Genomic DNA, 13,722 nt, shown 5'->3' on the forward strand with positions numbered 1-13,722 from the left:
AGCGTGCAGTGAGACGAAGTCTCGCGCGTTGCGCGAACGAGCGGTGGAGATCTGGGCGGAAGCCGCGGGCCCGCTCAGGCCATCTCCGGGACGCGCTGCTGCGGCGCTTCGACAGCGTTTGACGGCCGCGACAGCAGGCCGGGCACCAGCGCCTCGGCCGCCTCCGCGCCCGAGATGACCACCGCCTCGACACCCGCGCCGGCGTTGCCGCCGCCGGCAATGACGAGATTGCGCAGCGGCGCCTTGGCGCCCTTCAGCCGCGCCGATCGCGCCACGCCATAGATCGAGCCGGCGCTGGCGAGGTCATAGCGCGCATAGGTCACCGGGCTGGCGTCGGTGCGATAGACGATGTGCTGCGACAGGCCGGGAATGATGGTTTCGGCGGCGGCGACCATGGCATCGCCGAGCGCGAGCTTGCGGGCCTCATAGTCCGGCGAGCGGCGCCATGCCTTCCAGTCGTCGCCGCCGTCGGCGGGAAACCAGGCCTTCGCCTCCTCGTGCGTGGCGAGCGTGATGATCGTCATCGTCGCATGTCCCTCGGGCGCCGCCGACGGATCGAGCTTGGACATCACGGCAAGGCCGATGCCCATAGGCGTGTCGAGATGGGTGGCCGGAGCGATGTCCGGCACGATGTCGAGCCCGAGATGCACCGAGAAGCAGGAATTGGCCGGCGCGATCGCGGCGGCGCGTTCGCGAAATGCGGCCGGCAGATCGCCTGATGTCAGCAACTCGGTGAAGGTGCGGCCGAGGTCGGCATTGGAGACGACAGCCCCGGCGCGGACCGTGCGGCCGTTGCCGAGCGCGACGCCGGTGGCGCGGCCCTGCTCCACGAGGATCCGCGTCACCTTCGACTTCAGCTGCACCTCGCCGCCGCGCGCGAGAATCGCATCGGTGAGCACGTCGGCGAGCTGGCCGGAGCCTCCGACCGGATAGAAGCCGCCCTTGAAGTAGTAGCCGAAAATCGGGACCATCTGCGCGCAGCTCAGCCGCTCGCTGCCATCACCGAGATAGCCGGACAGCGCATTGAGCGTGGCGATCAGCGCGGGATCGGTGACGTGGGCGGCGACCAGCTCGTCGAACGGCCGGTTCATCCAGCGGTAGGCCTGCGGATGCTTGCGCGGGAAGGCCAGCATGTCCTCGATCGATTGCGGCATGCCGGGAATGCCGCTGCGTCCCTGGCCGGTCGCATACATGCTCTCGAAGATCGCGTGGATCGTATCGAACAGCTTGACGAGGCCGTCCGCGCTGGCGGGAAACATCTCGCACAGCAGCTGCACATAGGCACGCCAGTCTTCGGGCACGTCGATGCGCCGGCCGGCGAGGTGATAGGAATGGCTGACGCGCTTCCACGCGATGCGGTCGGCAACGCCCAACCGCCGCAGCACGCCGTCGACCGGACCGCCGGGCCAGACGCCGGAGAAATCATGCGGGCCGGCATCGAAGCGGTACAGCACCGGCTTGTTGTCGTGATGCGCCTTGCGCAGATAGCTGTGGCAGTAGCCGCCGGGCACGACGTGGTGATCGAACACCTTCACCTTCAGGCCGGCATCGGCCAGCAAGGCGGCTGCGGTCAGGCCGCCGATCCCGGCGCCGACGATCGCGACGTCGCAATCACGCTCGGCGCCACCGGAGAATGCCGGCGCCGGCCAATGATGCTCCTCGCGCGACTCGCGCATCCGGCGCAGCGCCTGGCGGATCGCGAGCCGCGGGCCGAAGATCGAGATCAGCGCACCGACAACCACGATCGCGGTCGTGATCCAGGAGGCCACGCCAGCCCAGCGGCACAGCCCGAGCACGAGAAACAGCACGCCCCATAGTCCGGTCATCAGCATGTTGATCAGATGAAACTGCGGCGTCGCGGCGTTGTCGGCGTAGCTGGCGCGGGCATAGTCCGATGTCCAGGGCCGGCCGACCGCGAGCGAGGCGAGGCTGATGACGCCGAGCGCGGCAAAGGACAGCCACAGCGCATTTGCAGCCGTCCAATTCGGCGCGACGTCGTTGGCGATCGCGAGCAACACGAACAGTGCGAGGCCGCCGAGCTCGAGCAATGCGAGCTCACGCCGTGTTGCGCGCCAGAGATTGCCGGCAAGAGAGAGCGCGAGCGCGGACCAGACCGCCCAGTTCGGCTGCTGAGCGCCGAGCAAAGCCCAGAAGACAATGAAGGGCAGCAGCGCGAGCTTTACGGTGAGGAATACTTTCATACCGGCAACTCCTCTGCGCGACCGCAGACCATCTTTCCAATGTCAAGATAAGCTTAGGAGCGCAATCAGGTACCCGTCAAGCATTATCTTTCCATCGTCAAGATTAGATTCATCAACCAAGGCGGGATGAAACCGGGAGAACGGTGGCCGGCATCGTTCCGGCGCCACAGCCCGGCGGTATTCCGGCCCGACCTGACCTTCGATCGGCGCCCGACTGTGGCAACAAGATCACGGAATGCGGGCCCGCCACGAAGATGACCGCAATTCGCGCAGCATCGAAGAGACACCTCGCCGCAAAATGGCGACAATCTCCCGTCATCTGAGGCAGGAGACGTCGAGGAAGCCGTACGTGTACCCACCCCGCCTGCCAGTATTGGTGTTTGCTGCGCTCACTTGCTTGCCCGCGATTCAACCTCAACGCGTGCACGCGGAGTGGTGGAGCCGAACACCGACGGATTTTGAGGAATGCGCCGACGCCGCCGAGAAATCGGCGACCAAGGAAGAGAAGACGGCGGCGCTCGCTCAGTGCAACGCGAAATTTGCCGGCAGGCGGAAGCCCGGCGGCGGCTACGCCTATTACGACTTCATGCAGGATCGCAGCTTCGACATTGCCGGCCCCAATCCGACGCCGGACGAGCAGAAGTTCATCGACCAGCAATACACGCAATATCTCGAGCGGCAGCGCCACGCCAATATGAGTTCGGCGATGATGACGCGACCGCAGCCGCAGGACCTGCAGCGCGCTTCGTTGAAGGATCTCAACGTCCGCGCTGCGATCGAGCCGCCGAAGCCGACCGTGCCCGCTATGCCGCAGCAGCGGCCGGTCAAGCCGCCCGCGGCGGCCCAGGCTGCGATGGCTCCGGTGGGAACCGCGGTTGCGCCGGCCGGAACGCCGGAGGCGCGGGCCCGCGCCAAGGCCGCGCAATGTGCCAAGGGTGTCGTCCGGGATTCGTTCTCGTGCAATTTCCCGGTGCTGTCGGAGAAGCTCGACGAGCTGAAGAAGATGCTCGCCGGTCCGGGCCAGAGCCAGGCACAGGGACAACTCGCGACGGCCCCGAAGGCGCCCAAGCGGGCCGACATCCGCAACTGACGCACGCGCCGCTCAGGCGGCGCTTTCGTTCAGCCCCCGCTCATCATCACCGCGCAACATTGCCGCGGCGGGCCGTTGCGCCGCGCCGGCTTGTAACGGTGCGGACGACTGCCTAGTTTTGTCGCCGTGGGGCGCAGGAGGCAGTCCATGGGTCTACTCGACATTCTCAACGGCATGCAGAACGGCCCGCACGGGCCATCGCATCCCAGCACCAAGGACAACGGCGGCATGTCGCCGATGACCATGGCCATTCTGGCGCTGCTGGCGTGGAAAGCTGTGAAGCACTTCTCGCAAGGCGGCCAGCAGCCGAATGCAGCGCCGGCGCCCGTTCCACCGCCGACGCCGCACAGCCAGCCGAGCGGACCTCTCGGCGGCGCGCTTGGCGGCCAACTCGGTGGCGGGCTCGGCAACATCCTGGCCGGCGGCCTCGGCGGACTGCTCGCGGGCGGCGCGGCCGGCAGCGTGCTGTCCGGAGGCCTCGGTGATCTGCTGCGGCAGTTCCAGCAGAGCGGCCACGGCGACGCCGCGAACACGTGGGTCAGCCCTGGTCAGAACAAGCCGATCTCGCCCGGCGACCTCGCCAATGCCCTCGGTGCCGACCAGCTCGATCAGCTCACCGCGCAGAGCGGGCTGTCGCGCGACGAGCTGCTGAACGGCCTCAGCCAATACCTGCCGAAGGTGATCGATCAGCTGACGCCGGACGGGCGGCTGCCGAGCGAGCACGAGCTGGCCGGCCGGATCTGACGATCTTCGATGCGTGGACGTGAAGGACGATAATCATGCTGCACATTCTGATCGTCGGGCTGGTCGCCGGCTTCCTCGCACGGCTGATTTCGCCAGGGCCCAACAATCCCTCAGGATTCATCCTGACCATCGTGCTGGGCGTCGTCGGCGCGTTCCTCGCTACTGCTGTCGGACAGGCCATCGGGCACTACAGCCCTAGCGAAGGCGCGGGCTACGTGACCGCGACTCTCGGCGCCGTGGTCGTTCTGTTCATCTGGAACAGGCTGGTCGCCAGCGGCACCATTCGCGACTTCAACCGCTAGCCGCGACCACTCCCGTCATCGGAAGCGAAACGACGCAATCCAGAGTCCCTGCTGGGCCCCTGGATTGCTTCGCTGCGCTCGCAATGACGCGGAGGGAGAATGAATTCACGTCTCACACCACCGCCGTAGCGACGCTGTACTCGGAACTGTCACTCACCCCGGCTGGTCATTGACCTCACCACTATCACCCCGTCATTGCGAGCGCAGCGAAGCAATCCAGGGCCACGCGAAAGGTCTGGATCGCGTTGCCGTTTTCGACATTTCGCTGAAAGCTTCACCCCAAGAGATGCATCCCCGCATCCATGCGCACGACCTCACCGGTCATCTGCCCGGAGGCGGGGCTGGCCAGGAACGTGACCAGTTGCGCGACATCCTCGGCCGATGACGCCGTCCGCAACGGCACCCGCGCCACCACGGCATCGCGCACCTGCTTGGCGCCGGCCTCGCCGCGCCCCTTGGTGAACCACGGCGTATCAATGTAGCCGGGGCAGACCGTGTTGACGCGGATCGACGGCGCCAGCGCGCGCGACAGCGACAAGGTCATGGTGTTGAGCGCGCCCTTGCTCGCGGCATAGGCGACCGAGGAGCCGACGCCGCTGATGCCGGCGACCGACGACACGTTGACGACCGCCGAGGCGCGCCCGCTCTGCTTGGCCGCGGCTTCCAGCAGCGCCCGCGCCGCGCGCACCATCTGGAACGGGCCGATGGTGTTGACCGCGAAGATGCGCTGAAAATCCTCCGCCGACAGTCCGTCGAGCTGATCATGCGGGACATGCTTGGTGGTGCCGGCATTGTTGACGAGCGCGTCGATCCGGCCCCACGGCGCGGCCGCGGCGACGATCCTCTTGCAATCCTCGTCACGCGACACGTCGCCCTGGACGACGACGACCTCGACGCCTGCCTTGCGGCAGAGATCCGCGGTCTGTTCGGCTTCGGTCTTGCTGTTGGAGTAGTTCACGACGATGCGCATGCCGGCCTTGGCCAGCAGCTGCGCGGTCGCAGCACCAAGGCCGGAGGCCGAACCCGTCACGATCGCGCACAGACCTTCCATCGCCATTTTCGCCTTCCTTGGTTTGCCGGCTTGTCGTTCTCTGATCCCTGCTTCTTAGCCAAGATCACGGCATCTGCAAAATCAGGCCAATCTCCGCGCTGCGGAAATCGCTAGAGCCCATGCGGGGAACGGGCGGGGCCCTGCGGGCCGCGGCGCTTGTCAGGACCTTGGCTTGCGCTCATCATGCCCGAAAGCATCGCCGGTGCGCTTCGCTATCGTCGCGCGCCGAGACGGGCGATCTGGGAAAGGCGAGGAGCGCTGTGGCGGAAGCTGAGAACATCGTGGTTGCGACCGCGGAGAAGATCTTCGCCGATCTCGCCGACCCGCAGACGATCAATCACGACAAGGACGGACGCTGGACGGCGCCGCTGTGGCAGGCGCTGAGCGAGGCCGGACTGCCGCTGGCCTGGGTCGCCGAGGATCTCGGAGGCGCCGGCACCGATCTCGCCGACGGCTTCGCCATCATCCATGCCGCCGGCCGCTTCGCGCTCGCAGTCCCGCTGGCCGAGACCTTGCTCGCCGGCTGGCTGCTGCAGCAGGGCGGCATTGCCGCGCCCGCGGGCGCGATGACGGTCGCGCCGGCAAATCCCCGAGACGTGATCACGCTGAACGCCGACGGCACATTGTCCGGCCGCGCGCGCGGCGTGCCGTTCGCCAAGGCCGCAGAGCACGTCGCCGTGGTCGCGCAGGGACGCGACGGCGCGGCGATCGCGCTGGTCGAGACGGCGCAGCTGCGCATCGCGGCCGGTCTCAATCTCGCGGGCGATCCAAGCGACACTGTCACGTTCGACAACGTCGCGCCCTCAGCGTGCCGCCCTGCCCCGGCCGGGATAGATGTCACGACGTTGATGCTGATGGGCGGCGTCGCGCGCGGCCTGCAGATCGCCGGCGCGCTCGACCGGCTGCTGACGATCAGCGTCAACTATGCCGGCGAGCGCGTCGCCTTCGAGAAGCCGATCGGAAAATTCCAGGCTGTGCAGCACAACCTCGCGCGGCTCGCCGGCGAAAGTGCCGCCGCCAGCGCCGCCGCGACCTCGGCGGCCGACGCGATCGCCCGCGCCAGCGCATTCGACGATGCGGTGTTTCTCGAAGCGGTCTCGGCCAAGATCCGCTGCGCCGAGGCCGCCGAGAAGGGTGCTGCGATCGCGCATCAGGTCCACGGCGCGATCGGCTTCACCACCGAGCACATCCTGCACCGCTTCTCGCTGCGGGCGCTCGCCTGGCGCGACGATTTCGGCTCCGAGAGCCATTGGGCCGTCGCGCTCGGCCAGCGCGTCGCCGCCCGCGGCGCCGACGAACTCTGGCCCCTGGTCGCCTCGCGGTGAGGGACGAACCGATGACCTGTTTCGCGACGCACGAGTCCGATGGAGCTGCGATGTGGCTCAGCTTGTGCCATGCCCCTCACCCGGATTGCTGCGCAATCCGACCTCTCCCCGCAAAGGGCGGGGAGAGGTTGCAGCGCGCAAACGGCGCGAGATGGGCACAATCATCACCTTGTCGCTGCCAGCGCATAACGAGCCATCGCCGCACGAACAGTGCCCTCCCTCTCCCCGTTCTTCACGGGGAGAGGGTCGGGGTGAGGGGCAGCCGCACGGGCAGTATGCGTGGCGCACTCCTCCATCATCGATCGCCAGAAGACGCGCAACGCCCTCCACGACTACAAACTTCCTCCATGGGACGTGATACATGACCGCGCTCCGTTTCGATCCGATCCGCCTGCCCAGGGAATGCGAGGAGCTGCGCAAGGAGGTGCGCGCCTTTCTCGCTGAGGAGATTGCGGCCGGGACCTTCAATCCGTTCCAGCCCAAGCGCGAGGATGCGGATGCGCGCGAGTTCTCGCGACGCGTCGGCGAGCGTGGCTGGCTCGGCATGACCTGGCCGAAAAAATATGGTGGCCACGAACGTTCCTTTCTGGAGCGCTATGTCGTCACCGAGGAGATGCGCGTCGCCAACGCGCCGACCCGGCGGTTCTTCGTCGCCGACCGGCAGAGCGGGCCGATCCTGCTGCGCTACGCGCCCGAGCACATCAAGATGGACATCCTGCCGCGCATCTGCCGCGGCGAGCTGTGCTTCGCGATCGGCATGAGCGAGCCGAATTCGGGCTCGGACCTGTTCGCGGCCAAGACCCGCGCCACCAAGACCGATGGCGGCTGGCTGATCAACGGCTCGAAGATCTGGACCACCTCGGCGCATATGGCCGACTACATGATCGCGATCTTCCGCACCTCGCCGTCGACCAAGGAGAACCGGCGTCACGGGCTGACGCAGTTCCTGGTGAACATGACGTCGCCGGGCATCAAGGTGAATCCGATCGGACAGATCACCGGGCAGAAGGAGTTCAACGAGGTGGTCTTCACCGACGCCTTCGTGCCCGACGATCATCAGCTCGGCGAGATCGACGGCGCCTGGAAGCAGGCGACCTCGGAGCTTGCCTATGAGCGGTCCGGGCCGGAGCGGTTTCTCGAGACCTATTACGTGCTGACCGAGCTGGTGCGCGCCGTCGGCCCCGAGCCCGACACGCGCAGCGCCGAGGGCATCGGCCGTCTCGTGGCGCAGCTGCACACGATGCGGCGAATGTCGGTGTCGGTCGCCGGCATGCTGCAGGCCGGTAAGGAGCCGGTCGTCGAGGCCTCGATCGTCAAGGACATCGGCACGGTGTGGGAGCAGCAGCTGCCGCATCGCGTCCGCGACCTCGCCGCCTTCGTCGAGGAGGACGCAGGCAATCGCGAGACCTTGGAGAACCAGCTGATCTTCGCGATGCAGACCGCGCCCAAGCTGACCATTCAGGGCGGCACCACCGAAGTCCTCCGCGGCATCATCGCCCGCGGGCTGGGGTTGAGGTGAGGCGACGGCGCTGTGGTCTGCGAGCGCTGGTTGTGCGCGAGCCTTCGAGCGGCTGGCTCGGTGCACCCTCTCCCCTTGTGGGAGAGGGTGGATCGCTGGCGCAGAAGCGCCAGCGAGCCGGGTGAGGGGTTCTCTCGGCAGTTGACCGTGCGGATGGAGACCCCTCACCCGCCTTCGATGCTTCGCATCTTCGGCACCCTCTCCCACAAGGGGAGAGGGTGCACCGACCGTGTTGCTGAATGATTCCGCTATTAGGAGACCCCACATGCCCCACTTCCCTGACATCGGTGTCGAGATCCACGGCCATGTCGGCCTGATCGAAATCCGGCGGCCGCCGCTCAACTTCTTTGACATTTCGCTGATCAACCAGATCGCGGACGCGCTGGAAGGCTTCGACCGCGACATCGAGATTCGCGCGTCGGTGCTGGCGGCGCAGGGCAAGGCGTTCTGCGCCGGCGCCAACTTCACCGATCCGGCTCGGCAGGCGCAGGAGGCGGCCGCGTCGAAGGGCGATCCCGCCGACAGTCTCGGCGCGATCAATCATCTGTACATGCAGGCGGTGCGCATCTTCCGCTGCAAGAAGCCGGTCGTCGCCGCCGTGCATGGCGCGGCCATCGGCGGCGGACTGGGGCTCGCCGTCTCGGCCGATTTCCGCGTCACCTGTCCGGAGGCGCGCTTCTCGGCCAACTTCACCAAGCTCGGCTTCCATCCCGGCTTCGGATTGACGGTGACGCTGCCCGAGCTGGTCGGCAAGAACAACGCCGAGCTGATGTTCTACACCAGCCGCCGCGTCACCGGCGAGGAGGCGCTCAGAATGGGCCTCGCCAATGAATGTGTGCCGCAGGACCAGGTGCGGACGGCGGCCATGAAACTCGCAGCCGAGATCGCCGAATGCTCCCCGCTCGGCCTGCTCTCGACCCGCGCCACGATGCGCGCCAACCTCGCCGACCGCGTCATGGCCGCCACCGAGCACGAGCTCGCCGAACAGACCCGCCTGCGCGCCACCGAGGATTTCAAGGAAGGCGTCAAGGCAACGGAGGAGCGGCGGTTCGCGAACTTCAAGGGACGGTGAGCGGCTGCAGGCCTCAACTCCACACACTTCCCGTGTAGCTGCCCCTCACCCCGACCCTCTCCCCGTGAAGAACGGGGAGAGGGAGCGCAGCGTGCTCGCGGCAACGGCTGCAGCGTGCTCGAGGCGACGGCTCGTGTCGCTTTGAAAGTGGACTCCCACTTCGTTAGTTGGGCCAATCTCTGTCAGCACGGACGCTGTAACCTCTCCCCGCCCTTTTGCGGGGAGAGGCCGGATTGCATCGAAGATGCAATCCGGGTGAGGGGCATGGCACATATATAGCCCACTCGCGGTCCATCGGACGGGCACCGCGAATCCACAGCAACGAGATCTGAGACGAACTCACAACTTACGTGACCGGTGTAAACCTCACGCCCGCGATCTCGAAGCCATCACGCGACACCACATATCCACGCGCCCGCGCGGCGTCGATGACGCGCGCCACATCCGTCACGCGAAAGGCCAAGCCGCTCATCAGCTCGCGCTCGCCGGGTTCGACGCGGATCGCGGCGTACGGCAGCTTCAGCAGCTGAACACCGTGGCTGTCGATCGACGGCGCGACGTCGAGGATGCGTCCCCAATGCGCCGCGAGCGATGCGGGATCGGGGCTCTGCAGCACGATTTCGGTCAGCGCCGTGGTGACGTCGCCGCGGATGGCGCGCGTCCAGTCCGGACCGGCCGGCGGATACGGGCCCAGCACGTCGTCGCTTCCCGCGGTGTGATTGAGCTCGATGAAGGCGGCGCGGCAGTCGCGCGGATGCAGCTGCACGCCGTGATAGGGCGCATGATCGATGACGGTGGCCGTGCGCACGCCCATGGCGTTCGCACGCGCGGCGCGGTCGTCCGGATCGTCGCAGGAGAAGATCGCCATGTAGCCGCCCCGCCCGCCTGATTTGTCGAGGAAGCGCCCGGCCGCGGTGCCGTCGCGCGTCGGCGCCACCACTTCGAGCAGGATCGGTCCGACCGGCAGCAGCGCATTCTCGAGGCCGTATTTGCCGACATGCGGATCGCGGTAGCAGATCTCCAGGCCCATGATGGCGGCGATGTCGGACACGACCGGCTCGAGACTGCGGGCGACGAGACAGATCTGGCGCAGATGGAGGTAAGGCATGGCAATCCTCTTTGAATGATCACCGTTCGCACGAGCCAAAGGCGTAACCCTCGTCATTGCGAGCGAAGCGACGCAATCCAGAGCTTCACGCGCGGCTCTGGATTGCTTCGTCGCAAGAGCTCCTCGCAATGACGGCGAAGGGACCTACCGTCCGTGAAACACCGGCGCGCGCTTCTCGACGAAGGCTTTCGCGGCCTCCTTGTGATCCTCGGTGTCGCTACAGCGGGAGTGGTGCATCGCCTCGGCGTCGAAGCAGGCTTCCAGCGTCATGCTCTCGGCATTGTTGATGTTGCGCTTGATGTAGCCGAGCGTCACGGTCGGACCCTGGGCCAGCGACAGTGCGAGCTCGCGCGCGGCGGCTTCGACCTCGGCGTCGGGCACGACCTTCGTCACCATGCCGAGCGCAAGCGCCTCCTTCGCGCTCAGGATCGGCGATGTCAAATAGAGCTCGCGCGCCTTGGCGCTGCCGAGCAGCTGAGTGAGGAAATAGGTGCCGCCGAAATCGCCTGACAGCCCGACCTTGGCGAAGGCGGTGGTGATCTTGGCGGACTCGCCGGCGACGCGCAGATCGCAGGCCAGCGCGATCGACAGGCCGGCGCCGGCCGCCGCGCCGTCGATCTGCGCCACGACGGGCTTCTGCATCAGATGCAGCAGGCGCGACACCTCCATGCGCTCACGCAACGAGGTGATCTTGGTCTCGAACGACGGCGCCGTCCTGGCTTCGGCCATCGCCTTGACGTCACCGCCGACGCAGAACGTGCCGCCTGCGCCCTTCAGAAGCACGGCGCGCACGTCGGGATCACCGGCGGCCCGCTGCGCGGCCTCGACCAGCCCCTTGGTGAGGTCGCCATTGAGCGCGTTGCGCCGCTCCGGCCGGTTCATTGTGATCGTGAGCAGGCCGGACTCGAGATGCTGCAAGACTGTGGTGTTGGTCATGGCCGGCGCTCCGCTGTTGATGTGAGTAATGGTCATTCCGGGGCGACGCGACAGCGTCGAACCCGGAATCCCGGAGATGAGGGACTCATGTCGAGGTTCCCTGTTCAACGCTACGCGTTGCCCCGGAACGACGACGTCGTCGATGAGCCGGCATGTTATGTCGCACCAACGGCTCCCGCGGCCGTCACTTCTTCACCAGCGGACAGCGCGACAGCTCCAGCGACTGAAACGCCTCGTTGGCGGGCACGGTCGCCAGCAGCTTGTAGTCATCCGACTTGCCTTTCGACTCCGACGGCTTCTTGACCTCGAACAGATACATGTCGTGCACCATGCGGCCATCCTCGCGGATGCGGCCGTTCTTGGCGAACATGTCGTTGATCGGGGTCGCCCTCATCAGCTTCATCACGGCGTCCGGGTCGGTGGTGCCTGCGGCCTTCACCGCCTTGAGATAGTGCGTGACCGACGAGTAGACGCCGGCCTGCGCCGAGGTCGGGACGCGCTTGGTGCGCTCCATGAAACGCTTGGTGAAGGCGCGGGTGTCGTCGTTGAGATCCCAGTAGAACGCCTCTGCGACCAGCAGGCCCTGCGCCGTCTCCAGCCCGACGCTGTCGATGTCGGACACGAAGGCGAGCAGCGGCGACAGCTTCTGGCCGCCTTTGGTGATGCCGAACTCGGCCGCCTGCTTGATCGCGTTGATGGTGTCGCCGCCGGCATTGGCGAGGCCGATCACCTTGGCCTTGGAGGCCTGCGCCTGCAGCAGGAAGGACGAGAAGTCCGACGTATTGAGCGGATGCCGGACGCTGCCGACCACCTTGCCGCCCGACTTCACCACGACCGCGCTGGTGTCCTTCTCGAGGTCCTGGCCGAAGGCGTAGTCGGCGGTGAGGAAGAACCAGCTGTCGAGGCCGGATTTCACTGCGGCGAGGCCAGTGACGTTGGCCTGCCCGAAGGTGTCGAACACATAATGCACGGTGTAGGGGCCGCAGGCCTCGTTCGACAGCCTGACCGAACCCGGGCCGTTGAAGATGATGATCTTGTTGCGCGCCTTGGCGATCTCGCCTGCGGCAAGCGCCGTGGCCGAGGCCGCGACATCCCAGATCATCTCGACGCCCTGGTTGTCGAGCATGTCTCGGGCGATGTTGGCGGCGAGATCGGCCTTGTTGAGATGATCGGCCGCGAGCACCTCGATCTTGCGTCCCAGCACCTCGCCGCCGAAATCCTCCACTGCCATCTTCGCCGCGGTCTCGCTGCCGACGCCGGTGATGTCGGCGTAGAGGCTCGACATGTCGAGAATGCCGCCGATCTTCAGCGGCTTGCTCTGCGCGTGAGCTGCGCCCGCGGACAATGTCAGCGCCGATGCCAGCATGAACAGCGACGCCGCCGCGCCGCGCATGATTGTGCTCATCGATTTCCTCCCTGCAGGGCGCGCGCTGCATGGCGGCGGCCTCGTTGATAGTTCGCATCATGGCGCACGACCGCGGATGCGGCAAGCGCCCAACAAAGCACCAACACGCCGCTGTTTTCCGCTCAGTGGAACGGATATTTCGTGCGACGATGCGGCATGGCGCGTACACGCAACATCACCTGCAGACTCTGGTTCACCAGTGCCATCCTGATCGCAACACTCGCGGCGGCATCGACGAGTCGTGCCGCACCGTGTGCGTTCGCCGAGCTCGGCGACGGGCATGTGAGCGACGTCGTCGACCCACGCAGCCTCAGGCTCAGCGACGGCCGCGAGATCAGGCTCGCCGGGATCGAGGTCCCGCCATCCGAGGAGCGCACAGCCGCGATGGACGCGCTGCGCGCCGTGCTGGGTGACCGCGACGTGATGCTGCGCGGCGAGGACGACGCACCCGACCGCTACGGCCGGCAGCGGGCGTTCGCGTTCCTGCCCGGTGCCGACTTGCCGGTACAGGCCGAGCTGCTCCGGCAGGGCGCCGTGCTGCGCGGCATCGACGTGCCGGACCGGGATTGCGCCGCCAGCCTGGATGCGGCCGAGGCGGAGGCGCGCGCTGGCGGACGCGGTGTCTGGAAGATTGGGACCGTCATAAAAAACGCCGAAAGTCCAGACGATATTTTGGCTCGCACAGGGCTATTTACGGTTGTCGAAGGGAAGGTGTTGTCCGTACGACAGACAGGGACAACAACTTATCTGAACTTCGCTCGTAACTGGACACGGGGCTTCTCGGTGATTATTCCAAAGCGTATGCTGGCGGTATTGGAAGGTGCCGGCATCGATACGAAATCACTTGCGAATCGCCGAGTTCGAGTGCGCGGATGGGTTGAGGCGCAACAAGGCCCGAGACTGGAACTGACGCAGATCGCACAGATCGAGATTTTGGGCGGCAACTGATCCGCGAAGGTACGTGAGTAG

At 66.5% G+C, this 13,722-nt stretch carries 12 protein-coding genes; 7 read left to right on the forward strand and 5 right to left on the reverse strand.

What is annotated here, in order from left to right; translation table 11 throughout:
- Nucleotides 1–74 precede the first annotated feature (74 nt).
- Nucleotides 75–2,201 (reverse strand): FAD-dependent oxidoreductase, encoded by a 2,127-nt coding sequence (locus ACQR07_RS13375; RefSeq protein ID WP_434902750.1) that lies wholly within the window; start codon nt 2,199–2,201, stop codon nt 75–77.
- A gap of 406 nt (nt 2,202–2,607) precedes the next feature.
- Here ACQR07_RS13375 and ACQR07_RS13380 point away from each other — a divergent pair, with 406 nt between their 5' ends.
- From ACQR07_RS13380 to ACQR07_RS13390, 3 genes are all read left to right on the forward strand, one after another.
- Nucleotides 2,608–3,291: a hypothetical protein gene (locus tag ACQR07_RS13380; protein WP_434903071.1), complete on the forward strand. Its 684-nt coding sequence runs from the start codon at nt 2,608–2,610 to the stop codon at nt 3,289–3,291.
- Between the two features lie 147 nt (nt 3,292–3,438).
- Nucleotides 3,439–4,035, forward strand: a complete 597-nt coding sequence (locus ACQR07_RS13385; protein WP_434902751.1) for a YidB family protein — start codon at nt 3,439–3,441, stop codon at nt 4,033–4,035.
- Between the two features lie 35 nt (nt 4,036–4,070).
- Complete coding sequence (locus ACQR07_RS13390; RefSeq protein WP_434865323.1) at nt 4,071–4,337, forward strand: GlsB/YeaQ/YmgE family stress response membrane protein; 267 nt, start codon at nt 4,071–4,073, stop codon at nt 4,335–4,337.
- A 274-nt stretch (nt 4,338–4,611) separates the two neighbouring features.
- Here ACQR07_RS13390 and ACQR07_RS13395 read toward each other — a convergent pair whose 3' ends face one another.
- On the reverse strand, nt 4,612–5,394 hold the full coding sequence (locus ACQR07_RS13395) for an SDR family NAD(P)-dependent oxidoreductase (protein WP_434902752.1): 783 nt from the start codon (nt 5,392–5,394) through the stop codon (nt 4,612–4,614).
- 254 nt (nt 5,395–5,648) lie between these two features.
- On the opposite strand from ACQR07_RS13395, the gene ACQR07_RS13400 reads away from it, so the two are divergent.
- The 3 genes from ACQR07_RS13400 to ACQR07_RS13410 all read left to right on the forward strand — a co-directional run bounded on the left by ACQR07_RS13400 (nt 5,649) and on the right by ACQR07_RS13410 (nt 9,304).
- A complete protein-coding gene (locus ACQR07_RS13400; protein WP_434902753.1) occupies nt 5,649–6,713 on the forward strand; it encodes an acyl-CoA dehydrogenase family protein in 1,065 nt (354 codons plus the stop codon).
- 361 nt (nt 6,714–7,074) lie between these two features.
- Complete coding sequence (locus tag ACQR07_RS13405; RefSeq protein WP_434902754.1) at nt 7,075–8,232, forward strand: acyl-CoA dehydrogenase family protein; 1,158 nt, start codon at nt 7,075–7,077, stop codon at nt 8,230–8,232.
- Nucleotides 8,233–8,497: 265 nt separating this feature from the next.
- Nucleotides 8,498–9,304: an enoyl-CoA hydratase/isomerase family protein gene (locus ACQR07_RS13410; protein WP_434902755.1), complete on the forward strand. Its 807-nt coding sequence runs from the start codon at nt 8,498–8,500 to the stop codon at nt 9,302–9,304.
- A gap of 346 nt (nt 9,305–9,650) precedes the next feature.
- On the opposite strand, the gene ACQR07_RS13415 is transcribed toward ACQR07_RS13410, so the two are convergent.
- The 3 genes from ACQR07_RS13415 to ACQR07_RS13425 all read right to left on the reverse strand — a co-directional run bounded on the left by ACQR07_RS13415 (nt 9,651) and on the right by ACQR07_RS13425 (nt 12,714).
- Nucleotides 9,651–10,412, reverse strand: a complete 762-nt coding sequence (locus tag ACQR07_RS13415) for a hypothetical protein (RefSeq protein WP_434902756.1) — start codon at nt 10,410–10,412, stop codon at nt 9,651–9,653.
- Between the two features lie 144 nt (nt 10,413–10,556).
- Entirely contained in the window at nt 10,557–11,348 is a 792-nt protein-coding gene (locus ACQR07_RS13420) for an enoyl-CoA hydratase (protein WP_434902757.1), read from the reverse strand.
- Between the two features lie 184 nt (nt 11,349–11,532).
- Nucleotides 11,533–12,714 (reverse strand): ABC transporter substrate-binding protein, encoded by a 1,182-nt coding sequence (locus tag ACQR07_RS13425; protein WP_434903072.1) that lies wholly within the window; start codon nt 12,712–12,714, stop codon nt 11,533–11,535.
- A gap of 195 nt (nt 12,715–12,909) precedes the next feature.
- Here ACQR07_RS13425 and ACQR07_RS13430 point away from each other — a divergent pair, with 195 nt between their 5' ends.
- The gene (locus tag ACQR07_RS13430) at nt 12,910–13,701 is read left to right on the forward strand and encodes a thermonuclease family protein (RefSeq protein WP_434902758.1); all 792 of its coding nucleotides are present in this window, start codon (nt 12,910–12,912) and stop codon (nt 13,699–13,701) included.
- Nucleotides 13,702–13,722 lie beyond the last annotated feature (21 nt).

The sequence above is a fragment of the Bradyrhizobium sp. HKCCYLS20291 genome (genome assembly GCF_051167715.1).
In the GTDB taxonomy this organism is placed as follows: domain Bacteria; phylum Pseudomonadota; class Alphaproteobacteria; order Rhizobiales; family Xanthobacteraceae; genus Bradyrhizobium.